Genomic DNA, 22,937 nt, shown 5'->3' with positions numbered 1-22,937 from the left:
GCAGGGACTCCTGAAAGGCGTAGTTCAGACAGTAGAGCCGCTATAACAGCCAAGTGGTCAGGGACCTCTCCCCGCTTCCGATTGTTCGTGATCGAGTTCGGTCGCATGCCAAGTAGGCTGGCGAACTCCCGAATCGTGAGGCCAGCCCGAGCAAGCTCTGCGACAAACGCATCATAAGTCATAGGGCTCGCCGGACACACATCATTTAATGTATTAAGCACATAAAATGATGTGAATCCATAGGCGATCAGCCTGACGGGGAGTTCCCAGATTGCCGCGTCGTACTCTCGGCCGGCATAATTGCGGTTCGCGGCTGCGGTTACCCGTAGCGGGTTGAGCCCGGGTTCGTCCGTACCCCCTTCTTCGTGCAGAGCATTCGAAACCTTCAGATTGCCAGGAGGGGAAAGCCTTCCCCTGCGTCCGAGCCTTGCGTCTCGGCCGACCCCTTCTGCGGGAGGCCCCCGCAACGCCCCTTTGAGAGGAAGAGGATGGCCGGCTTTGCCGTGACGGGTTGAGGGCTGGAGAAGAGGTCTCCGGCGCCCGTCGTGGAGATTGGTCCCATGAACATGCAAGTCCTCGATGCGCGCCGCGACACCCGCGGCAGCTACAAAGTGGATGTCGGCCGCGGCGAGCGGGTCGGCCGCGTCTCGTCCGAGTGGTTCTCGCGCCCGGCCGACGAACGATATCTGTCGCTGTCCGAGCTGGCGCGGTCTGTGCGCGACCGCGCCGACCGCAGCCGGACCCGCGTGGTGGAAAGCGCCTTGATCCATGTGGAGGCGAACCGCAGCGACCCGGAGCGGCTGGCGTTGATCCTGCCAGGCACGGATACGGCCATCGCGCCGACGCACTGGTCCTTCGGACAGCTCGCCAGCCTGGTCGGCGCGCCGGCCGCCTATCTGCGCCAGCTCCCGGCGGCGCTCGCCGCCATCAACCTGCAATACGGCCTGACCTCCAACCGGGCCGAGCAGATCAAGACGCTGGAAACCGACGACGGCCACACGGAACTGCGCGCTGTCACCGGGCCGGACTATGGGAGGATCTTTGACGTAGAACTCGTGGAAGCCGTGCAGCGCATCGCCGGCAACGGCACGGGCGACACCCGTTGGAAGGTGCCCGGCGTGCTCGACTGGTCGACCGGGATCTACAATCCGCGCGTCGACATCACCCAGGACACCACGACGCTCTATGCTTCCGATCGCGACGTCTTCCTGTTCCTGGTCGACGATCTGAACCCGATCGAGGCCGGCCGCCTGCCGGACGGTTCGCCGGATCTCTATTTCCGGGGCTTCTACTGCTGGAACTCCGAGGTCGGCGCCAAGACGCTTGGCATGGCGAGCTTCTACCTCCGCGCGGTCTGCCAGAATCGAAATTTGTGGGGCGTGGAGGATTTCGAGGAAATCACCATCCGCCACTCCAAATATGCCGCCAACCGCTTCGCCCATGAGGCGGCCCCTGCGCTTCTGAACTTCGCCAATTCCTCGCCCCTGCCTTTCGTCAACGGCATCAAGGCCGCCCGCGAGCGGATCGTGGCGCGCACCGACGAGGATCGCGCCGACTTCCTGCGCCGACGCGGTTTCGCAAAGGCGGAAACGGGCAGGATCATCGACACGGTGCTGGCAGAGGAAGGTCGCCCACCCGAAAGCATCTTCGACTTCGTGCAGGGCATCACCGCTGTCGCGCGTGACAAACCCCATCAGGACGCCCGCCTCGACATGGAGGCAAAGGCGAAGAAGCTGCTCGATCGAGCCGCCTGATTTCCGCAAAGCTGGGGATGCGGTTTTCCGTGTCTCCGGCTTTGCGCTTCCGTGTCTTTCCGGTTTGCCGGCCCGTGGCGCTGCCCCCTTAGAGGAAGAGGGCGGCGCTGCGCTCCGTGACGGGTTGGAGGTTGAGAGAGAGTCTCTCGGCCGCCCGTCATGGAGTATCCCGACATGGCAACCGCCGTTCAGAAAATCGCGTCCCTTGGCGAGCGTCGCGACATCCCCTTCAACAAGCTCATCCTGAGCCAGGCCAACGTCCGCAAGACCAAGGCCGGCGTCTCGATTCCCGAACTGGCCGAGGATATCGGCCACCGCGGTCTTCTTCAGAACCTCAACGTCCGCCCTGTGCTCGACGGCGAGGGCGTGGAAACCGGCATCTTCGAGGTCCCGGCCGGCGGTCGCCGGTTCCGGGCGCTCGAACTGCTGGTCAAGGCCAAGCGTCTCGCGAAGACCGCACCAGTCCCCTGCAACGTCCGCGACGCGGCCTCCGCGATCCCGGCTGAGGAAGACAGCCTCGCCGAGAACGTCCATCGCGAGGCGCTCCATCCGCTCGATCAGTTCAGGGCCTTCCAGGCGCTGATCGGGCGCGGCATGGGCGAGGAGGATATCGCCGCCCGCTTCTACGTCACCCCGGCCGTGGTCCGCCAGCGCCTGCGCCTGGCCGCGGTCGCCCCGGCGCTGCTCGACGTCTATGCCGAGGACGGCATCGCGCTTGACCAGCTCATGGCCTTCACGGTGTCGCACGACCATGCGCGGCAGATGGAGGTCTGGGAAACCATCCAGCGATCCTACAGCCGCCAGCCCTATGAGATCCGCCGCATGCTGACCGAGGGCGCCGTTCGCGCTTCCGATCGCCGTGCGCAGTTCGTCGGGGTCGAAGCCTATGAGGCGGCCGGCGGCGCAACGCTGCGCGATCTGTTCCAGGCCGACGACGGCGGGTGGCTGCAGGACCCGGTGCTGCTCGACAGCCTCTCCACCGCGAAGCTCGGCGCCGCCGCCGAGGAGATCGCGGCCGAGGGCTGGCGCTGGATCGATGCCGCGCTCGACTTTCCTTACGGCCATACGTCGGGCCTGCGTCGGATCACGGGCGAACGCCCCGAACTCTCCGCCGACGAGCAGGCCGCCTACGAGGCCCTGACCGAGGAGCTGGATCGGCTCTATGCCGAGCATGACGATGGCGAGGACCTGCCGGAGGCGGTCGATCTGCGGCTCGAGGAGATCGAGACGGCGATCGCCGGTTTTCAGAACCGGCCGACCCTCTACGATCCGGCCGAGATCGCGCGCGCCGGCGCCTTCGTCAGCATCGACAGCTCGGGCCGACTGACCATCGAGCGCGGTTATGTCCGACCCGAAGACGAGGCGCCGATCGAGCGTGAGACCGAAGGCACCGGCGAAACCGAAGGCGACGCGCCGAACGCGGAGCCGATGCGGGCGGTCATCACCATCGGGGGCAAGGCCGAACCGGAGGATGATGAGGACGATGTCGTCAAGCCGCTGCCCGAACGCCTGGTCAGCGAACTGACGGCCCACCGCACCCTCGCTCTGCGGGACGCGCTGGCCGGCAATCCGCACGTCGCCATGACGGCGCTGCTGCACAAGCTGGTGCTCGACACCTTCCACCGCACCTCGTCTTCCGGCGGGTGCCTGGAGGTGTCGGTCCGCCACGTCTTCTTCTCCGCCCAGGCCGCCGACCTGAAGGACAGCACGTCCGCCAAGTCGGTGGCGGAACGGCAGGAAGGCTGGGAGGCCGACATCCCGCAGGACGAGGATGCCCTGTGGGACTGGCTGGTCAACCTTGACGACGCCAGACGGGCCGCCCTGTTGGCGCATTGCGTCTCCTACGGCGTCAATGCGCTCTCCGAGAAGGTGGATCGTTATGGCGGCTCCGGCACCTCTCAGCACGGGCTCGAACGTCGTCTGAAGCAGGCCGACCGGATCGCGCACGCCGTCGGTCTCGACATGGCAGACGCGGGATGGCGCCCGACCGTCGACAACTATCTTGGCCGGGTGACCAAGCCCCGCATCCTTGAGGCGGTCCGCGAGGCCAAGGGCGAGGTGTCGGCGCAGCTCATCGACCATTTGAAGAAGGGCGACATGGCCAAGGAGGCCGAGCGGCTGTTGGCCGATACCGGCTGGCTTCCCGAGCCGCTGCGCCTCGCCGACATCAACGGCGCGGCAAGCGGCGACGGCGACGGCGACGAGGACGGCACGACGCTGCCCGAGTTCCTCAGCACCGATGACGAGGAGGAAGCCCCGGCCGATGCCGACGACGAAGGTCACCTCATCGCCGCCGAGTGACGGACAAGCGGAGCGGGTTTCGGCCGCTCCGCACCTTCCTCCAATCGCAGGAGCTTCCGCGTGGTGCAAATCAGCCCAGTGCCGACCCGGCACGTCGTCTTCCAGTATCTCGTGCCCGTTCATGTCGAGGTCGAGGATGGCCTCGTTGCCCGCGTGACCGTCATCGACGAGACGCCTGTTCGCGACCCCATCGTGGTCGAGGGCGATCCCGAAAACCTGAACCAGGCCGTCACGGCCGCCGACGACGGCCGGTCCTGGCCGTCCCGGCAGTTCGGCTATTAGCCCCTGCAACCACGAACCCGACCCCTCCGAGCCCGGCCCCAGCGCCGGGCTCTTTTCGTTTCAGGAGCCCGACATGCCCGCCTATCTCACCCGCTTTTCCTGCCTGCTCGACGTTGGCTCGGCCACCAATGTCGCAAGGGCCTTCGACATCTACACTGCGCTGATGGCTGAGAACGCTCGCGAGGACCCACCCGCCGAGCCGTTCCTGCTCTCCCTGACACCCGAGCACGGCGCGACGCGCCTTTGGCTTCGTGATCCCGGCACCGCCGATCCGCAATTGCTGATCACCTACGTCACGCGCTGCGCCGAGACGTTCGCGCTTACCGGCACCTGGGGGTTTCAGTGGGCCGGGATTGCCTCGGAGCCTGTCGTCGACGGCTATTCCGGCGGCGCCCATCTGCTGGATCTCAGCACGGGCCGCACGATCGAATGGATGAGCACCGGCCGCTGGCTCGCCGAAGGAGGTGTGCGCTGATCCCGATCACGCCCGTGCCAACTTCCAGATCCGGCTTCTCGCTGCGGAAGCGGGGATCTGGCGCTGTTGGACTGCACCTGACGCCTTGAGACAAACTCAACTCGACAGGTTTTTCTCCGGAACGCTGACCAGCACAGTCAGCCCGTCAGATCGCCATTCGCGATCGATAGCGGCCCCAAGCGCAATCGTTAGACTCTTTTCCAGGCGGCTGCCGAAGCCCGCCGTCTCCGGAGCAACGATGTGCAGCCCGCACGTTTCAACCCAGGTCAGCCTGACCCCACCATCTTGTTGCAAGACCTGTACCTGAAGCTGGCCGTCCTGAACCGACAGACAGCCGTACTTGGCCGCGTTCGTCGCCAGTTCGTGCAGCAGAAGCGCAATGTTGGTCAGCGCCTTGCCGCTAACCATCGGAGCTGCGCCCTCGATGATGATCCTCTCCTGATCCGCATAAGGCTCCAGGATCGCCCCCAAAAGCGCAGGCAAGCTTATAGCCCGTTCGTCCAAGCCTCTGGCCCCTGCGTCGGACATCGTTAAATCATGAGCGCGGGAAAGCGCGCTGAGCCGCTCGTGGATGATCCGGACTATTTCGTCAGTGCTTGCCCCCGACTTGGCACTCAACGTGACGATGCCCGCCGTGAGCGCGAAGAGGTTCTTAACGCGATGCTGCATCTCGCTGAACAGGAGGCGCTGCTTCTCCTGAGCCTGCCGTTGTTCGGTTATGTCGCGGGCAATCTTCGACGCCCCGACAATCACACCGCTGGTATTTCGGATCGGAGAGACCGTCAGGGACAGATCGACAAGGGAGCCATCCTTGCGTCGCCGCTGGGTCTCGAAATGATCGACCCGCTCGCCCTGCCGGATTTTGCCGAGAATTGCCGGCTCTTCGTCGAGCCGCTCTTCCGGAATGAGGATCGTGATCGGACGTCCGACAATTTCGTCAGCCGAATAGCCGAACACGCGCGCCGCGCCGAGATTCCAGCTTCGGATGATGCCTCCGAGATCCTTGCTGATGATAGCATCCTCAGACCCATCAATGATCGCGGCCAACCAATCGCGGGGATCCGGATCGCTTTCCGCAGCCTCGAAATGCACAGGTCCGCCCGATACTTTCGTGGGTTGGCTATGAAACATCGTCGTGCTTGCCTGCATATCGTCAGGATCGCTCTTGCCATTATTACTGTTCACTCGGAGCGGCCTCCTGCCGTGCCGCCTCAGGGTCGCAGCATCTCTTGAATACTCGGTGCTTATATAAGCACAGCACTAGCACTACTTTGGCAGATTTTTTTGCGATGGATCGGACGGCCTGCTCCCGCAGTGGGGACATGGTCGATCTGGGGGCTTCGCGATCCGGTCAATGATGGCTTGCCTGATTTTGGGAAGGCTCGGCTGCGGTGGCGGTCCTGGGCCTCTTTTTTCCCCCCTTGGCCTGTTTGAGGCGGAGGAACTGAAGGAAGGCGAAGGCGATCATCGACAACAGCGCGTGTCGATGCAGGCCTTTCCATGATCGGCCCTCAAAATGGTCGAGGCCGAGTTCTTCCTTGAGTTGCTGGTGCGCCTGCTCGCAGATCCAACGAGCCTTGATGGCGCCGGCCAGCTGCTTGATCGGCGTCTCGCCCGGGAGATTGGACAGGTAATACTTGCGCTCACCGGTCGAGCGATGTTCGCCGATGAGCCAGACCTCTTCGCCGGGCAGGTGCTGGGCGCCCATATCATGGATACGCTGTGGTGGTCCGTCTGCGACCCGAACACGAATCGCAGCGAAGCGGGCGGAGAGCCGTCCCTTTGTCCCGCGCCGCCAGCTGACCTTGCGCCATGGCGCCGCCTCCAGCATGGTCTGCGCCGATACCGAGGTGATGTCCGGTATCGCGTTCTTGCGAGGACGGCCTCGCCCGGCGACGGGAAAGATCATCGTGACATCCGCGGGGTAGACCTTCTGCTTGAACGGTATGCCGACGGCCCAGGTAAGGCCGCGCTCGCTCAGACCCTGGCGGAAGTGGCCAGAGAGGCCATACCCTGCATCAGCGAGAACGCAGCCAAAGCGAACACCAGCGGAACGAACCCTGTCGATCTCGGCCAGCGCGATCTCCGGCTTGGTCCTGTAGGCATGATGGCCGTCGGGCACACCGGCGCGATCAAGCCGGGCCAAATCGGAAGTCCAACTCTCCGGCAGGAATAGCCGCAAGCCTACCATGACCGGCACTTCACGCGATGCCAAGGTCAGCGATACCAGCGTCTGGCAGTTGGCGTTCTTGCCGAGCGCCGAGGCATATTGCGGTGCTACCCCTACCGAATGACTGCCCTTCTTCGGCAAGGTGGTATCGTCAATGATCAGCCAGGCATCCTCGCCACCGACCTGGCTGTCGGCCTCGGCAAGCAATGCCGTCTCCAGCGGAGCTTCGTCCCAGATGCCGCTACCGATGAAATGATGCAGCCGATCGTAGCTGACCTCGCCGTCGCGCGCGGCCATCGGCTGCACACTCTTGCGATCACCTGGACCAATCAAGCCCGCTATGTAGGCCGGACACATCCGCCCACGTGTCTTGTTCCGCAACGCCGCCACAAACGGCGCAAGCCACGCCTCCAACTCGCTCCGCCAGTCCGATTCCATCGCCAGCCTCCAGAAAAGCTGGCTCCCCATGAATCAGGGATTTTGCCGCTTGGGAATCCCAAAACGGACATTCTGCCAAAGTAGTGCTAGGCTGTGTGGACGAATTGACTCAGGTACAGATTTTGGGGTTCCGCGGACGGATCCAGTCTGATTCATAAGATGCCGACTGATTTGGAGGTCGGCGATGTCTACGAAAATGACGGATGCGGATTGGACGAACACGCTGGAGATTTTCCGCGCCTGCCTGCCCTTGCGGGGCCGCAAGGCAGCGGACGACCGGTTGTTTCTGGAAGCGATGCACTTCTTCCCGGTGGAGAATGTGCGCTGGCGCGCGTTGCCGGAGCGCTTCGGCCACTGGAACTCGGTCTGGAAGCGCTTTGACCGGCTGAGCAAGGCCGGCGTGTTCGAAGCCTTCTTCGACACACTGGCCGAGATGAGCGCATCTGCCCATTTGATCCAGATGTTCGATTCCACCATCGTGCGCGCCCATGTCTCGGCGGCCGGCGCAAAAGGGGGCAGCAAGGCCAGGCGCTCGGCCGCTCGCGCGGTGGGTTCACGACGAAAATCCACGCCAAATCGGACAATTCGGGCGGGATCATCGCGTTCGATCTGACCGGCGGCCAGGTTGCGGACACAACCCGTTTCGTGACCCTGCTCGACATGGGGCCAGACATCACCCCACGCGCCGCGCTGGGGGACAAAGGCTATTCCAGCAAAGCCAATCGCGCCGCCTCACGAGCGCGCGGTATCGCCCCGGTGATTCCTCACAAAGTCAACGAGAAGAATAAGCCTGCCTTCTTCGCCAAGACGCTCTACAAGGCCCGCGCCCGTATCGAGCAGGGCTTCGGACGGCTCAAGCGCTTCAAACGCGTCGCTCTGCGATGCGAAAAAACCGCACAGAATTTCCGATCAATCGTCAGCTTCGCTGCCGGTCTATGCTTGGTCAAATTCGTCCACACGGCCTAGCAAAGATGTGGCCTGGAAACCAGATCTGAGAGGCAGAGGACGGCCGAGACGGGTTGAGCCCGTCCGGTTGAGAGAGAGCGCCGGCTGGCTTGTCCGTCTCCGCTCTCAGAGGTCCTCACAATGCTTTATGCTCCCCGTCCCGCCGCCTCGGCGGCTTCGCTTCCGCTCGCGCCGGAAAGGCCCGTTTCCGCCGCGATCCTGGCCGCCGCCGGGCAACTCCTTCCCCATCTGGAACAGGGCCGGCCAGTCAGCGCCGCGATCCTGCGCATTGTCATGGAACAGGCCTTTGGCGCCTCCGACACGACGGGCGCCTGGGACTGGAAGTCCGCCTACGAGGCCTGCGAAGTCGCGACGATCCTGTTCCTGCGCAAATACGGAACCGCGCTTTTCCGCAAAGCCGAGTCTCCGGCCGCAGCCCTGCCGATGCTGGCAAAGGTCGCCAACCTTCTACCCACGCACACACGGCGATCGGAGGAAAGTCAGTCCTTCCAGCAGTTCTCGACGCCGGTGCCCCTCGGCGTGGCGGCACTGATCGCCGCCGCCGTCACGCCGGCCGATCGCGTGATGGAGCCATCCGCCGGCACTGGCCTTCTCGCTGTCCTGGCCGAGATGGCCGGGGGCGCGCTCGTTCTCAACGAGCTGGCCGACACCCGGGCCGATCTTCTGTCCCACCTCTTTCCCGCCATTCCCGTCACCCGCTTCGACGCGGCCCAGATCGACGATCATCTCGACGCGCGCATCGTGCCCAGCGTCATCCTGATGAACCCGCCGTTCTCGGTGATGGCGAATGTAACGGGCCGGATGGCTGACGCCGCCTATCGCCATATCGCCTCAGCGCTTGCGCGCCTGGCCGACGGCGGCCGCCTCGTGACGATCACCGGAGCCAGCTTCGCGCCGGATGCGCCGGCGTGGCGGGCCGCATTCGCCCGCCTGCAGGAACACGGCCGCGTCGTGTTCAGCGCCGCGATCGACGGCGCGGTTTATGCCAAGCATGGCACGACCATCGACACCCGCCTGACCGTCATCGACAAGGTTCCGGCCGATGATGCGGCGGCGTTTCCGGCTTCGCCTGGCGTCGCGCCCGACGTTGCGACGCTCATCGGATGGATCGGCGAACACGTCCCAGCGCGGCTGCCTGTCGATCCGGCCGTGGCCGCCACCATGGCTTCGCCCGCGCCGGCTCCGCGGACCATTCGCGGCTACGTCGCCCGCGTCGCCGCCTCATCGCCGGCCCGCACCGTCGCTGAGCCCGAGGGTGTCGAACTCGCTTATGACACCGTGGACTGGACGCCCGCCGAAGACGGCCGGATCACCGATGCGATCTATGAAGAATACGGATTGCAGGCGATCCGTATTCCCGGCGCTCAGGCTCACCCAACCAAGCTCGTGCAGTCCGTGGCGATGGCCTCGGTCGCGCCGCCCAAACCGAGCTATCGGCCGCGCCTGCCCGCCAACATCGTCACCGACGGGCTTCTCTCCGACGCACAGCTCGAAACCGTCATCTACGCCGGCGAGGCGCATTCCGATTTCCTCGCCGGTTCTTGGACGCTCGACGAGACCTTCGACATCGTCTCGGCCGCGCCCGATGATGCACCGAACGCCGTGCGTTTCCGCAGGGGCTTCATGCTCGGTGACGGCACCGGCGCCGGCAAGGGCCGCCAGTCGGCCGGCATCATCCTCGACAACTGGATGCAGGGCCGGCGAAAGGCGGTGTGGATATCGAAGTCCGACAACCTGCTGGAAGACGCCCAGCGCGACTGGTCGGCGCTCTGCATGGAACGCCTGCTGGTCACGCCGCTGTCGCGCTTCTCGCAGGGCAATGACATCCGCCTGTCGGAAGGCGTCCTATTCACCACCTATGCCACGCTACGGTCCGATGACCGCGGGAGTAAGCTTTCGCGCGTCAAGCAGATCGTCGAATGGTTGGGCTCCGACTTCGATGGAGTAATCATCTTCGACGAGAGCCACGCCATGCAGAACGCCGCTGGCGGCAAGGGCGAACGCGGCGATGTCGCCGCCTCGCAGCAGGGCCGCGCGGGCCTACGGCTCCAGCACGCCTTGCCGAATGCGCGCGTCGTCTATGTCTCGGCGACCGGCGCGACCACCGTCCACAATCTCGCCTACGCCCAGCGCCTCGGCCTCTGGGGCGGCGAGGACTTCCCGTTCTCCACCCGCGCCGAATTCGTCGAGGCGATCGAAGATGGCGGCGTGGCGGCGATGGAGGTGTTGGCCCGCGACCTGCGCTCGCTCGGCCTCTACACGGCCCGGTCGCTCTCCTATGACGGTGTCGAATACGAGCTGGTCGAGCACCAGCTTACCCCCGAGCAGACGCGGATCTACGACGCCTATGCCGGGGCCTTCGCCATCATCCATAACAATCTCGACGCCGCGATGCAGGCCGCCAACATCACCGGTGACAGCGGCACGCTGAATCGGCAGGCCAAGTCCGCCGCCCGCTCCGCCTTCGAATCCGCCAAGCAGCGCTTCTTCGGTCATCTGCTGACCTCGATGAAGACGCCGACCTTGATCCGGTCGATCGAGCAGGACCTGGCCGATGGCCACGCCGCAGTGATCCAGATCGTTTCGACCGGCGAAGCCCTGATGGAGCGTCGGCTCGCGGAGATCCCGACCGAGGAATGGAACGACGTCCGGGTGGACATCACCCCGCGCGAATATGTTCTGGATTATCTCGCCCATTCCTTCCCGGTGCAGCTCTACGAGCCCTTCACCGACAGCGAGGGCAATCTGTCGTCGCGGCCGGTGTTTCGCGACGGCCAGCCGGTCGAAAGCCGCGACGCCGTTGCCCGTCGTGACCGGCTGATCGAGAGGCTCGCTTCGCTGCCACCCGTCCCCGGCGCGCTCGACCAGATCGTCCAGCGCTTCGGCACCGATGTCGTAGCAGAGGTGACGGGACGTTCGCGCCGCATCGTCCGCAAGTCGGGTGCCGACTCCATGACCAGCCCCGGCGGCATCGACCGCCTCGCCGTGGAGAACCGCGCCGCCTCGGCCAATCTGGCGGAGACGCAAGCCTTCATGGATGATCAGAAACGCATTCTGATCTTCTCCGACGCCGGCGGCACCGGGCGCAGCTACCACGCCGATCTGTCGGCGCGGAACCAGCGCCTGCGCGTCCACTATCTGCTGGAGCCGGGCTGGAAGGCCGACGCCGCCATTCAGGGCCTGGGCCGCACCAACCGGACCAACCAGGCGCAGCCACCGCTGTTCCGGCCGATCTCGACGGACGTGAAGGCGGAAAAGCGCTTTCTCTCGACCATCGCTCGCCGCCTCGACACCCTGGGCGCGATCACGCGCGGCCAGCGCCAGACGGGCGGTCAAGGCCTGTTCCGGCCCGAGGACAATCTGGAGAGCCACTACGCCCGCGACGCCCTGCGGCAGCTCTACCTGCTGCTGGTGCGCGGCAAGGTCGAGGGGTGCTCACTCCAGATGTTCGAGGATGCCACGGGCCTCTCGCTGATGGATTCCACCGGCATCAAGGATGAGTTGCCGCCCATCACGACGTTCCTCAACAGGTTGCTGGCGCTGACCATCGAGCTTCAGGGTGTCCTGTTCACCGCGTTCGAGCGGCTGCTGAACGCCAAGATCGAAGGCGCAATCGCTTCGGGCAGCTACGACGTCGGGCTGGAGACGCTGCAGGCCGAGAGCTTCATCGTCACCGACCGCCGAACGATCCACGTTCATCCTGGCACCGGGGCCGAGGCTCGGCTGCTGACCATCACCCAGCGCCAGCGAAACCGTCCCGTGACGCTGGCCGAGGCGCTCGACCATCTCGATGACCCGGGCGCGAAGCTGCTGGTCAACGAGCGTTCGGGCCGCGCCGCCGTGCAGATACCAACCACCAGCATCATGCTGGACGATGGCGAGATCGAACGGCGCGTGCGGCTGATCCGGCCGATGGAGGCGCACAACATTCCCATCAAGATGATGGACGAGACCCATTGGGTGCAGGCCGAGCGGATCGCCTTCAAAGCGGCCTGGGACGTCGAGGCCGCCGAGGTGCCGGAGTATGCCGATAGCACCATCCATGTCGTCAGCGGGCTGTTGCTGCCAATCTGGAAGCGGCTGCCGAACGAGTCGACGCGGGTCTATCGCCTCCAGACCGACGACGGCGAGCGCATCGTCGGCCGCCGCGTCTCCTCCGCCTGGGTGGCCGGCGCGCTCGCGGCCGGCACGTCAACCCTGACGCCCGATGACGCCTTCATGGCGCTGATGGACGGCAAGACCATCCTCGATCTGACCGAGGGTCTTCAGCTTCGCCGCGTTCGGGTCATGGGCGCCAACCGCATCGAGCTGTCGGGCTTCACCGACGCCATGCGCGATCGCCTGCGGGCCTATGGCCTGTTTCATGAGATCATCTCGTGGAAGCTGCGGATGTTCGTGCCGACCGATACGACCGGCGCGGCCATCCTTGCCAAAGTGCTTGAGCGCTACCCGGTCGAGCGCGTCGGCGAGCGGGAGGCGGCGTGATGGCGCGGCAGGACGCTTCCGAACTGGCGATCCGTCTCGGCCGGCAGGCCGAGGCGGTGTGCCGCCACTATCTCTCCGCCGGTCATCGGGAGGGCCGCTACTGGCTGGTCGGCGACGTCCGCAACACGCGGGGCCGCTCGATGTTCGTGAGACTGAAGGGCGGCGAAACCGGCAAGGGCGCCGCCGGCAAATGGACCGACGCCGCCACCGGCGAGCATGGCGACCTGCTCGACGTCATCCGCGAGAGCTGCGGCTTGGTTGACTTCAAGGACGTCGCCGATGAGGCGCGCACCTTTCTGTCGATGCCGCATCCCGAACCGGACCGCCCGCATGGTGGCGAGCGCAAGTCACCGGCGCAGACCGGCTCACCCGAAGCGGCACGGCGGCTCTTTGGCATGGCGCAGCCGATTTCGGGCACGCTCGTAAAGACGTATCTCCGCACACGCGGCATTACGGATTTGCACGGAACCGGAAGCCTGCGTTTTCATCCTAGGTGCTATTATCGGCCCGACGAGTATTCCCCGACCGAGACTTGGCCAGCGATGATCGCATCGGTCACCGATCTCGCCGGACATCAGACCGGCGCGCACCGCACCTGGCTCGCACCTGACGGTTCGGACAAGGCCCCGATCGACACCCCGAGACGGGCGATGGGTGACCTCCTCGGACATGCCGTTCGCTTCGGTGTGGCGGGCGAAGTGATGGCGGCGGGCGAAGGGATCGAGACGATGCTGTCGCTCAGGATGGCGCTGCCCAACATGCCGATGGCGGCGGCGCTCTCGGCGGCGCATCTCTCCGCCATCTCGTTCCCCGACACGCTGCGCCGGCTCTACATCGCCCGCGACAATGATCCGGCCGGCGACGGTGCGATGGCAGCATTGATCGAACGGGCGAACGCGGCCGGGATCGAGGCTGTCGTGGTGTCTCCAACATTGGGCGACTTCAACGAGGATCTCCGCTTGGCAGGTCTGGATAGCCTCCGGGCAGCGGCCCGGGTGCAGATCGCGCCCCAGGACGTCGCACGCTTCATGGCGCTGGCGGCATAGGCCGCAAGGAGAATGCAGACGGCGGGAGCGCCGTCGTCGGCATCGCTCGGATGATCCCCAGGTCAGAGAGAACCGCGCCCCGGCCTTCCAGAGGGCGATCGGCCAGCAAACGGCCCGGACCCGCAATGTCTGCGGCGGACTATTTTCCGGCGCGGCCGAGGGCCGCTTTCCATCGCGAGGCAAAATAGCCCGCCTTCGCCATCCTCCGCTGTGCTCCGGCCCTCCGCTTAGCTCCGGATGCAGGTCCGGCCCGCCCGCCGGCTTTCGTCGCCATGAAGGCCGCGAGGGTCGCGGTCGAACCGACGGAGCATCCCATGAGCGAGCACGACGACTACGAACCGCACCACGCCTCTTCCCCCACCGACCATATCCTTAGCGAACTCCAACTTTACGGCTTCCGTCCCTTCACGGATGAACCCGATCCCCGACCGCTTCCGGAGGGCGACCATGTCGCCGGCGCCATCGCCGACATCTTCGACGCCCTGATCGTCACCCTGGAGGACACCCGCCTCGAGCCCGACCTCGACGATCTCCTCTGGTCGACCGTCAACCTCTTCCACCGAGCCACCGACCGGATCGAGCGCGAGCTGGACGACAACGAGCAGGCGCAGCGCCGCGGCCAGCGCGAGCAGGACGGCAGTGAGGTGAAGGCTGTCGAGCTGGAGCGCCTGACCGCCGAGGGCCAGACCCTGATCGAACGCCGCAACGCTTTCGAGCTGATGCGCGACCAGGCCGCCGAACACTATGAGCGCCACACCGGATCGAACTGGCGACCGCGCAGCGGATCGATGGTCAACCATCGCAACCTGACCTCGGCGATGATCGACAGCCGGGACTTCCTCGCCGCCAAGAAACGCGCCGATAATCAGGTGCTGCTGCCCGCCGGTCCAAAGATCGCCTTCACCGGCGGGCTCGATTTCAACGATCACCGCCTGATCTGGGCCAAACTCGATCAGGTCCACGCCAAGCACCCCGACATGGTGCTGCTGCACGGCAAGTCGCCCAAGGGCGCCGAAAAGATCGCGGCCAAATGGGCCGACACCCGCAAGGTGTCGCAGGTCGGCTTCGCTCCCGACTGGACGAAACACGCCAAGGCCGCACCGTTCAAGCGCAACGATCAGATGCTGGACGTCCTGCCGATCGGGGTCATCGTCTTCCCAGGCACCGGCATTCAGGACAACCTCGCCGACAAGGCAAGGAAACTCGGCATCCCACTGTTCGACTTCCGCCAGAAAGGAGGCGGCGCGTAAGCGCTGCCTTCACAGCATTTCAGGTCGGAACAGCGATCTGCGGCTGATGATCTTGCCTGACACCACGAACACGCCGTCGCCGGTGTAGTGCAGCGTCGCGGGATGCTTCGGCGATGCGGCCACATGCGCCTTCACCACCTCGAAGATGAAGAAATTGTACTTGTCGACCAGCGCATCGTCGTGAAGGCGGCATTCGAAGCTGGCATGGCATTCGCTGATGAGAGGCGCATCGATCTCGCTCGCGTCTTCCGCCGTGAGATTGAATTTGGCGAACTTGTCGATTTCGGCTCCTGACGTGTTGCCGATCCCGACCACGGTATCGGTCAGCGCCGTCGTCGGTAGGTTAATCACGCACTCCCGGCTCTCGCGGATCATGCGGTGACTGTGATTGCCGCCGGAGATCATCAGGCCGACCAGAGACGGCGAGAATTCCAGGATCGTGTGCCAGCCGAGCGTCATGATGTTGGTCGCGCCCTGCCACTTCGACGACACCAGCACGATCGGGCCGGGCTCCAAATAGCGCCGCACCTGGCTCACCGGGAAATCGCTCTTCTTGGGAAGCTTGGCCATGGGCATCCTCTTCGGCTGTTTGCGCTTTGCATGACCATACCGGCCCATGTCGGCAGCATCACGACCGGCAGCATGGCGGCGATGCTTTGGCGCGAAAGCATTGAACGGGCGTTTCCATCGTGGCCCCGGTCATGGCGGAAAGCCATCTCCCGCTTCCATTGCGCTGATCCTTGGTCCGGCCGCTGGCCTGACGCCATCAACCCGTAAAGGGTCGGACTACGCAAAGCGTGCCGCCGCTCCGGCTTCGCCTGCGCGGTGATCGCGGCCATCGGCCGGACACATCGGGCGCCTGTCGCGCGGGAGATGGTCTCCCGCCTCCAAGACAGGAGCCGGTCACATGTCCCTCAATCAAGCTCACGCCTTCGCCTTCAGCCTCGCCACCACCCTCATGGTCTCCATCGTCATCTTCCAGGCCGGCGACGGCACCATGGGCGTCATGCCCGCCGGCGAATATGACGGCGATTTCGCCGCCATCGTTCACGAGGTCGATCCCTTCGCCCGCTGACCACGGGCAAGGCGTCACGGCGGCAAGCGGAGATCCCATGGGATCTCCGCTCCCGTTCCGCCTTCTCTTCGGCTATACTGGCAACGCGCCGTGGTGGTGGTGGAGGCGCGACCGTCAGACCTTTATCTCACGGAGGACACCACCATGATCTTCATCGGCATCCTCGCCAGCATCGCCGCGATCGGCGCTCTGTGCTGGCTTCTATTTACACTGGCTGTCTTCGCGCTGCCGTTCTTCGCCGGCGTCAGCGCCGGGACATGGGCCTATAGCACCGGCGCCGGCTGGCTCGGGGCGACCCTCGTCGGCCTCGCCACCGCCGCGCTGACGCTCGGCCTCGGCCAATTCCTGCTCGCCTTCATCCGTCAGCTCTGGATACGGCTCGCCATCGCACTCGCCTTCGTCGCGCCTGCGGCGCTCGCCGGCTACCACGCGACGCATGGCATCGTGAAACACACCATGCCGTCCGACACCTGGCAGATCATCTTCTCCGTCGTCGGCGCAATCGCCGTTGGCGTCACAGCGCTGATCCGGGTGACAGCAATGGCCGCGCCCGGACCAGCCGGGCAGACCGTCGCGCGGGCCTGACCATCGCTGCCGGCGGCGGGATGGCGGGTTCATGTCTTACATGTCGCGCTCCTCGTCGGCAGGGTCGCATGAATCGCGTTGATCGGATCGACGCGCTAATCCAACCGATGCGCCATTCCCTCGGGGCAGGCTTGGGGGCAACACCGTGCAAGCACTCCCAACGGTGCGAGTGCCGAGAGGGACGATCTCGCGGGCGATGGGCAGGAATCGGCGGAACGTAGCGTCTGGCGGAGTTGGTTTGAACCGCGGTGTCAGGCGTCGTCACGGTCCATCGGTTCGGGATCGTCGCCACGTTCTCCTGTGATGCGTCTCTGTCAGGTCGACCGCTCCAAAACGGCCTCTTCAATGGGCTGATCTGGCCGAAGGTCGGCTGCGCCTCGATCGCCTATGCCGCAACAGCGGCGTCGAAACTTTCTTCCCCTACCGGCTGCGCCGTCATTCCTCGCGAACCAAGAAAGTCCCTCCTTTGCTGTCAGGCCCCTGCGGGGTGCGCCGTCAATCGCCTCCGGCCGGTCGATCGCCATCGAGGCCGCAATGGTGCGGGCTCGGAACAGAGTTCAAGGAGAACTATCATGGCGACCATCGGCACCTTCAAGAAGACCGGCAACAACGAGTTTACCGGCGAAATCGTCACCCTCTCGCTCCAGGCCAAGAACGTCCGGATCGTCCCAGAAGCCAACCGCACCGGCGACAACAGCCCCAGCCACCGCGTCTTTGTTGGCCGGGTGGAAATCGGCGCCGGCTGGTCCAAGCGCTCCAACGAGGGCCGCGATTATCTCGGCCTCAAGCTCGACGATCCGAGCTTCACCGCCCCGATCTACGCCAACCTCTTCGACGACGAGGAAGGCGAAGGCTTCAGCCTCATCTGGTCCCGCCCGAACGGCCGCCGCAACGGCGAGTAAGGCCAGCGCGACGCCCCGCCCGGACAACCCGGGCGGGGCCAAACGCCTGCGCGAACCGAATCAGTTCGCGGCAATGCGATCAAAACCCGGCGTCAAAAAGCCAGAACCGCTGGCCCCGGGCCGCAAGAACGACTATTATAGCCGTAGTTCTAGCGTGCGAGTAGGTCCAAGTGGGAGGTGATCATGCATGATCACCGCCCGACAATCGCGGGCCGCACGCGCGTTGCTGGGTTGGACACAGGAGACGCTCGCTGACAAGGCCCGGGTATCACTGACCGCTTTGAAGCGCCTCGAATCCGACAGCGGACTTGAGGTGTATGAATCGACTCGCGATCAGGTCCGGCGCGCCTTTGAGGCCAGCGGCGTCGTCCTCCTCAACTCCGGCGAAAGCGTGGGAGTGATGCTGGTTCATGGGAAGAAAGACGCCTGACGTCACAGGGTGGAGCGCCATCGCGCGTTCTTCCCGCACCTGTTGCCCGCGACAACGGCACAGCCAAATCATCGTTAACAATCCCCTTCAAAATGGATACATCTATGAATGGGGATCAAAGTGACCAAACACGACTTCCTGGACCAACCGCCAAGCGGGGCATCGCTCACCGCCTATGATCAGGCGCACCTGAAGCTGTACCTGCGTTTGCTCGACGCGGACGCTGAAGGTGCAGATTGGCATGAGGTAGTCGAAGTCGTGTTCGGTCTCGACGCCATCGCCGAACCCCAACGTGCCTTTCAAGTGTACGCCGCCCACCTCGCTCGCGCGAAATGGATGACCGAAAACGGCTTTTGCGAGCTTCTTGGTCCCCGCCTGCACTGAGGTGATGCAGAACCTGCATCACGTTGATCCGACTTCGTTCTTCCCACGCAATACTCAACTTGGGAATGTGACCGCTGCTTGACTCGCGTTGCGTCACAATTGCGCGGAGGCGTTGGAGGATGTCCGAAGATGAAAGTTGGCGGTCGGAGACCGCCTATGACTATATCGACAATCTAAATCCGGGTGACCTTGCATGGGAATTCCTGCGCCGAAACCCCGACTACCGGAAAGCCTATCAGGATCTTGTGTCCAGCGGCCGGCTTTCACTCGAAACGGCGGAAGAATTTGCGAACCTATGGGGGTTGCGATTTCGGCGCCGACCCACTTGTCCCGGCTCACACCCAGCAGATCTTCTGGACCCCACAAATCGACCCTGCTGCAATATTGTTCGCCGCAGGTCCACGTCCTGACGGCTTCTCCATCACTGCCGACGAACTGCGCCTCCGCGCCATATTCCAACACGACCCTTCTCATCTGAGGCTCGACATTCGCGGCGAGCACTATGACGTCACGCTCGCCGACCCGCGCGACGAGAACCCCCTTGCGGCGATGGTCATGTTCGATGACCTCACACCGGACCGACAGAGTGCGCTGACCCGGTTCTGGGACGCGATCAAGGGCAAGCGCGTGCCGATCGACCCTCGAATGACCCCGCAACGCCGCGAGCGTGCGCGACAGATGCTGCGCGCGGTCGATGGACGTCGTGCCGGAGCGACGTATCGATCGATCGGAGAGGCTCTGTTCCCCGGCCATAAGATCGACTCCGCCTCCTGGGCCGGGGACGCGCTCCGCGAAATCACCATCCGGCTGGCGCGCGACGGGATGAAACTCGTCGAGGGTGGCTACCGCTCCCTCCTGCGTCGACCCCGCCGATCATAGCCCGCCGCCGATCGCCTGAGGCGTGTCGAAACTAGATTCCTATCTTCGACATCGTCCGACCCACCGTCTTCACGCCACCGTGCTCTCGAACCGCCGCCTGACGGCAGCGGCCCCCAACGAGACCACGGAGGCTCGACAATGGCCGAAACTACCGCCGGCATCCCGCCACGCTACCTGCGCACGCAGGAAGCCGCTCGCTTCCTCGGACTGTCCGAGCGCACGCTTGAGAAGCACCGTACCTACGGCACCGGCCCGGCCTACCGGAAGCTCGGCGGCCGAGTCGTCTACGCCATCGAAGATCTCCAGACCTGGGCGGATCGCGGCCTCGTTAGCTCGACCTCCGACCCGCGCGGTACGGTTCTCCCCGCAAAGCGGCAGGAGCCTTCGGACCGCCGCTTCGCCGGCCGCCAGCCGCGCTGAGACGACCTGCCATGTCGTCCCGTCACACACAGCATGACGAGCGCGCGCAGCTCGATCTGTTTCGGGCGCTGCCCGGCGATCTCGCGCCGCGCGACGCGCAGGACCTCATGGCCTATCCATTCTTCTCGCTTGCCAAGTCGAAGCGCCTGGCGCCGATCGACTTCAAGGCGGGTTCGGTAAAGATCCGCGTCGAAGCCGTGCCCGAACACGGCATGGCGACGATCTGGGACGCCGATGTCCTGATCTGGGCGGCTTCGCAGATCGTCGAAGCGCGTGACGTCGGCTTGCGGCCGTCGCGCCTGATGGCGACCACCCCCTATGAAATTCTGAACTTCATCGGCCGCGGCGTGTCGCTGCGCGACTACGACCGCCTGAAGGCTGCGCTCGACCGGCTGCAATCGACCACCATCGCGACCTCGATCCGCCAGCCCACCGAGCGGCGAATGCACCGCTTCTCCTGGATCAACGAATGGAAGGAGCGCGCCGATCACCGCGGCCGGCCGCTCGGGCTCGAGCTGATCGTCCCCGACTGGTTCTACGGCGCAGTTCTCGACGACGCGCTCGTGCTGACGATCGATCGCAAATACTTCGATCTCACTGGCGGGCTGGAGCGCTGGCTTTACCGCCTGGTGCGTAAGCACGGCGGCAAGCAGGAATTCGGCTGGAGCTTCGATTTCCCTCATCTCCACGCCAAGTCGGGCAGCCTCTCGCCGCTCAAGCACTTCGCCTACGACCTGCGCGACATCGTCCGGCGCCAGCCGCTGCCGGGCTACCGGCTCACCATCGAGCAATGCCTTGGCGGGCCGGAAATCCTGTCCTTCGCACCAACCGATCCGGACGCGCTCGGCATCCCGCGCCGCCGCCGCCGCTCGACAAGTCACCCTGGGGATAAGCTGTGAATCATCTCGTGCTATCAGGGACCGGCACTATCGTGCCATCGGGGACCGGACTCTCGTGCTATCGGGGACCGGAATCGCCGATTCATCACGCTGAATCAGCAGCTTGCGAGCGCCGTAACTTATCTAACCTAGATTCCTACGGAATCTTTCTAACGGAACCCGGTTTTTCGACCGCTGTGGACGAGTCCCTGATCGCCGGGAGACCGTCATGATCGTCGCGTTCCTCAACCAGAAGGGCGGTGTCGGGAAGACGACGCTGGCGCTGCATCTCGCCGGCGAATGGGCGCGCTGCGGCAAGCGCGTCACATTGATCGACGCCGACCCCCAGGGCTCGGCGCTGGACTGGTCGCAGCAACGCAACCGGGAGGGATTGCAGCGGCTCTTCGGTGTCGTCGGCCTGGCGCGCGACACGCTCCACCGTGAAGCGCCGGAGCTGGCGCGCGACGTCGATCACGTCGTCATCGACGGACCGCCGCGTGTCGCTGGCCTGATGCGCTCTGCGCTGCTGGCTGCCGACCTCGTGCTGATCCCGGTGCAGCCATCGCCGCTCGACGGTTGGGCTTCCGCCGAGATGCTGACGCTGCTCAGCGAAGCGCGGATCTATCGACCGGATCTCAAGGCGCGGTTCGTGCTGAACCGCTGTGCGGCCCGCACGATCCTCGCCCGCGACACCGCCGAGACGCTCGCGGAGCACGATCCGCCGCCGCTCCTGACCACCATCGGCCAGCGCATCGCATTCGCCGATGTCGTGCAGACCGGGCGGCTCGCGGCCGAGCAGGACGACTCGTCGCCCGCCGCGCGGGAGATCGCCGCGCTCGCAGCCGAAGTCATGAGGATCGGGACATGAGCGAGCGCTCCTCGAAACGCAGCTTCGCGGCCCGCCCGGCCGATCCGGAAAGCTGGATCAAGGCGCCAGACCGTCCGTCGCCCCGCGTGGAGGCTACCGCCGACTTCACGGCCAGGCTGACGATCGACGTCACCGCCGACATGCGCGGCCGGATCAAGATCGCCGCATTCCAGCGCGGACAGACCGTCGCCGACATGCTGCGCGCGCTGTTCGAACGCGAGTTCCCAACCAGTGAAGGAGAGCCCCGATGATCGGTGTCGCCGACACGTCGCTGCGCAGCGGCTTGCCGTCTTCGCCCGCGGCCGATGTCCTGACCCAGGTCGAACTGACATGGATCGAGAAGAAAATCGAATTCTGGATCAGGTTCGGCCGCGAGGTCGCGGAACAGATCATCGACCGCCGCCGACGCGTCGTGTCGTTCGCGCCGGACAGCGTCTTCGCCTTCGTTCGCTGGACCTCGAATGATTTCGGCACCGCGCTGTCGCGCCTCGACATAGTGCGCGCCGTAAGTGTCGGCGAGCCCTGCCAGACGCTGCCGTTCGTGCGCGCCGGCGGCGACATCCTGTTGCGCGCGGATGGATGGCCGAAGGTCGAGCGCGTGCTCCAGTTCATCGACGCGATCGAGGCGCGGGGCATCGACGCGATGGACGTTTCGCCGGAACACTGGCGACACGTCCACAACCGCCTGACCGTCGGTGAAGCACCGCGCGCCTACGACGCGCAGCAGCATCGCGCCTTCCTCCTGCGCCGGAGGATCATGCCATGAGCCGCTTTGCCTATGTCATGACGACCTACCTGGCGGTGATGCTGATGGGCATCCTCTCGATCGTATCATTTGCGCCGAAGCTGATCTGGAATGCCTCCGCCAGCACGCCGATCGGCCTGTATGCGATAGACGCGCCTGGACGGCTCGATGTCACGGATCTGGTTGCGGTCCGCGCGCCAGAACCGCTCGCGACCTTCCTCTCGGACGGCGGATATCTCCCGCGCGGCGTGCCTCTCATGAAGCACGTCGCAGCGCTTCCTGGGCAGCGCATTTGCCGGAACGGCAACGCGATCACCGTCGACGGCATCGCCATGGGAGATGCCCTCGACCACGACCGTCGCGGGCGACCATTGCCCATCTGGCAGGGATGCCGCGTCGTCGCTGACGGCGAACTCTTCCTGATGAACTGGCAGGTCCGCGACAGTCTGGACGGACGCTATTTCGGCCCGCTTCCCACCAGCTCCGTCATCGGTCGGGCCACCCCTCTCTACACCGACGAGGACAGCGATGGCCGCTTCGTCTGGCGCGCGCCGACGCGGTGACGGCGCGCCCACGACCTTGTCCACCGCATAGCCAAGGAGAA

The 22,937-nt window shown here is 65.0% G+C and carries 24 protein-coding genes and 1 pseudogene; 22 read left to right on the top strand and 3 right to left on the bottom strand.

Annotated features, from left to right (window positions below; genetic code table 11):
* Positions 1–560: 560 nt before the first annotated feature.
* The 4 genes from RBJ75_RS21670 (at position 561) to RBJ75_RS21655 (ending at position 4,812) form a co-directional block, all read left to right on the top strand.
* On the top strand, positions 561–1,754 hold the full coding sequence (locus RBJ75_RS21670; protein WP_276156818.1) for a DUF932 domain-containing protein: 1,194 nt from the start codon (positions 561–563) through the stop codon (positions 1,752–1,754).
* A gap of 174 nt (positions 1,755–1,928) precedes the next feature.
* A complete protein-coding gene (locus tag RBJ75_RS21665) occupies positions 1,929–4,055 on the top strand; it encodes a ParB/RepB/Spo0J family partition protein (protein WP_044412137.1) in 2,127 nt (708 codons plus the stop codon).
* Positions 4,056–4,115: 60 nt separating this feature from the next.
* A complete protein-coding gene (locus RBJ75_RS21660) occupies positions 4,116–4,337 on the top strand; it encodes a hypothetical protein (RefSeq protein ID WP_044412140.1) in 222 nt (73 codons plus the stop codon).
* 73 nt (positions 4,338–4,410) lie between these two features.
* Positions 4,411–4,812 (top strand): hypothetical protein, encoded by a 402-nt coding sequence (locus RBJ75_RS21655; RefSeq protein ID WP_044411546.1) that lies wholly within the window; start codon positions 4,411–4,413, stop codon positions 4,810–4,812.
* Between the two features lie 96 nt (positions 4,813–4,908).
* Here RBJ75_RS21655 and RBJ75_RS21650 read toward each other — a convergent pair whose 3' ends face one another.
* Together RBJ75_RS21650 and RBJ75_RS21645 are read right to left on the bottom strand one after the other, a co-directional pair.
* Positions 4,909–5,997, bottom strand: coding sequence for a PAS domain S-box protein (locus RBJ75_RS21650; RefSeq protein WP_234707418.1), 1,089 nt, complete (start codon positions 5,995–5,997; stop codon positions 4,909–4,911).
* Between the two features lie 166 nt (positions 5,998–6,163).
* On the bottom strand, positions 6,164–7,420 hold the full coding sequence (locus tag RBJ75_RS21645; protein WP_044411552.1) for an IS701 family transposase: 1,257 nt from the start codon (positions 7,418–7,420) through the stop codon (positions 6,164–6,166).
* A gap of 184 nt (positions 7,421–7,604) precedes the next feature.
* On the opposite strand from RBJ75_RS21645, the pseudogene RBJ75_RS21640 reads away from it, so the two are divergent.
* From RBJ75_RS21640 to RBJ75_RS21620, 5 genes and pseudogenes are all read left to right on the top strand, one after another.
* Positions 7,605–7,775 (top strand): annotated as a pseudogene (locus RBJ75_RS21640) (hypothetical protein); the annotation flags it as partial.
* 86 nt (positions 7,776–7,861) lie between these two features.
* The gene (locus RBJ75_RS21635) at positions 7,862–8,386 is read left to right on the top strand and encodes an IS5 family transposase (protein ID WP_152647725.1); all 525 of its coding nucleotides are present in this window, start codon (positions 7,862–7,864) and stop codon (positions 8,384–8,386) included.
* A gap of 120 nt (positions 8,387–8,506) precedes the next feature.
* A complete protein-coding gene (locus RBJ75_RS21630) occupies positions 8,507–12,871 on the top strand; it encodes a strawberry notch family protein (protein ID WP_317528532.1) in 4,365 nt (1,454 codons plus the stop codon).
* Complete coding sequence (locus tag RBJ75_RS21625; protein WP_276156738.1) at positions 12,871–13,917, top strand: toprim domain-containing protein; 1,047 nt, start codon at positions 12,871–12,873, stop codon at positions 13,915–13,917. The genes RBJ75_RS21630 and RBJ75_RS21625 overlap by 1 nt, the downstream gene beginning before the upstream one ends.
* A gap of 314 nt (positions 13,918–14,231) precedes the next feature.
* Positions 14,232–15,167 carry a DUF2493 domain-containing protein gene (locus tag RBJ75_RS21620; protein WP_276156737.1) on the top strand — a complete coding sequence of 312 codons (936 nt, stop codon included), beginning with the start codon at positions 14,232–14,234 and terminating at the stop codon, positions 15,165–15,167.
* A 9-nt stretch (positions 15,168–15,176) separates the two neighbouring features.
* Here RBJ75_RS21620 and RBJ75_RS21615 read toward each other — a convergent pair whose 3' ends face one another.
* On the bottom strand, positions 15,177–15,737 hold the full coding sequence (locus RBJ75_RS21615; RefSeq protein ID WP_276156736.1) for a flavin reductase family protein: 561 nt from the start codon (positions 15,735–15,737) through the stop codon (positions 15,177–15,179).
* A gap of 337 nt (positions 15,738–16,074) precedes the next feature.
* Here RBJ75_RS21615 and RBJ75_RS21610 point away from each other — a divergent pair, with 337 nt between their 5' ends.
* The 13 genes from RBJ75_RS21610 (at position 16,075) to RBJ75_RS21555 (ending at position 22,896) form a co-directional block, all read left to right on the top strand.
* Positions 16,075–16,242, top strand: coding sequence for a hypothetical protein (locus RBJ75_RS21610; protein ID WP_171794881.1), 168 nt, complete (start codon positions 16,075–16,077; stop codon positions 16,240–16,242).
* A gap of 144 nt (positions 16,243–16,386) precedes the next feature.
* Positions 16,387–16,827, top strand: a complete 441-nt coding sequence (locus RBJ75_RS21605; protein WP_044417951.1) for a hypothetical protein — start codon at positions 16,387–16,389, stop codon at positions 16,825–16,827.
* A 572-nt stretch (positions 16,828–17,399) separates the two neighbouring features.
* Positions 17,400–17,729 (top strand): DUF736 domain-containing protein, encoded by a 330-nt coding sequence (locus tag RBJ75_RS21600; RefSeq protein ID WP_044417949.1) that lies wholly within the window; start codon positions 17,400–17,402, stop codon positions 17,727–17,729.
* Between the two features lie 187 nt (positions 17,730–17,916).
* A complete protein-coding gene (locus RBJ75_RS21595; protein ID WP_276156648.1) occupies positions 17,917–18,159 on the top strand; it encodes a multiprotein-bridging factor 1 family protein in 243 nt (80 codons plus the stop codon).
* A gap of 108 nt (positions 18,160–18,267) precedes the next feature.
* Positions 18,268–18,543 (top strand): DNA -binding domain-containing protein, encoded by a 276-nt coding sequence (locus tag RBJ75_RS21590; RefSeq protein ID WP_152647883.1) that lies wholly within the window; start codon positions 18,268–18,270, stop codon positions 18,541–18,543.
* A gap of 119 nt (positions 18,544–18,662) precedes the next feature.
* The gene (locus RBJ75_RS29520) at positions 18,663–18,953 is read left to right on the top strand and encodes a transcriptional regulator domain-containing protein (RefSeq protein ID WP_411194478.1); all 291 of its coding nucleotides are present in this window, start codon (positions 18,663–18,665) and stop codon (positions 18,951–18,953) included.
* Positions 18,928–19,422, top strand: a complete 495-nt coding sequence (locus RBJ75_RS21585) for a DUF2285 domain-containing protein (RefSeq protein ID WP_044417546.1) — start codon at positions 18,928–18,930, stop codon at positions 19,420–19,422. Before RBJ75_RS29520 ends, RBJ75_RS21585 begins: the two co-directional genes overlap by 26 nt.
* A gap of 138 nt (positions 19,423–19,560) precedes the next feature.
* Positions 19,561–19,842 carry a helix-turn-helix transcriptional regulator gene (locus RBJ75_RS21580; RefSeq protein WP_044417548.1) on the top strand — a complete coding sequence of 94 codons (282 nt, stop codon included), beginning with the start codon at positions 19,561–19,563 and terminating at the stop codon, positions 19,840–19,842.
* 11 nt (positions 19,843–19,853) lie between these two features.
* Positions 19,854–20,741 (top strand): replication initiator protein A, encoded by an 888-nt coding sequence (locus tag RBJ75_RS21575; protein WP_044417550.1) that lies wholly within the window; start codon positions 19,854–19,856, stop codon positions 20,739–20,741.
* Positions 20,742–20,949: 208 nt separating this feature from the next.
* Complete coding sequence (gene parA / locus RBJ75_RS21570; RefSeq protein WP_044413532.1) at positions 20,950–21,588, top strand: ParA family partition ATPase; 639 nt, start codon at positions 20,950–20,952, stop codon at positions 21,586–21,588.
* Positions 21,585–21,839 (top strand): hypothetical protein, encoded by a 255-nt coding sequence (locus RBJ75_RS21565; RefSeq protein ID WP_044413529.1) that lies wholly within the window; start codon positions 21,585–21,587, stop codon positions 21,837–21,839. The genes parA and RBJ75_RS21565 overlap by 4 nt, the downstream gene beginning before the upstream one ends.
* Positions 21,836–22,354: a DUF2840 domain-containing protein gene (locus RBJ75_RS21560; protein ID WP_044413528.1), complete on the top strand. Its 519-nt coding sequence runs from the start codon at positions 21,836–21,838 to the stop codon at positions 22,352–22,354. Before RBJ75_RS21565 ends, RBJ75_RS21560 begins: the two co-directional genes overlap by 4 nt.
* Positions 22,351–22,896 (top strand): S26 family signal peptidase, encoded by a 546-nt coding sequence (locus RBJ75_RS21555; RefSeq protein WP_044413526.1) that lies wholly within the window; start codon positions 22,351–22,353, stop codon positions 22,894–22,896. The genes RBJ75_RS21560 and RBJ75_RS21555 overlap by 4 nt, the downstream gene beginning before the upstream one ends.
* Positions 22,897–22,937: the final 41 nt, after the last annotated feature.

The organism is Rhodopseudomonas sp. BAL398, from assembly GCF_033001325.1.
Classification (GTDB): domain Bacteria; phylum Pseudomonadota; class Alphaproteobacteria; order Rhizobiales; family Xanthobacteraceae; genus JARJEH01.
The sequence above is the reverse complement of the archived record's forward strand: the minus strand, read 5'-3'. Positions and strand labels throughout refer to the sequence as shown.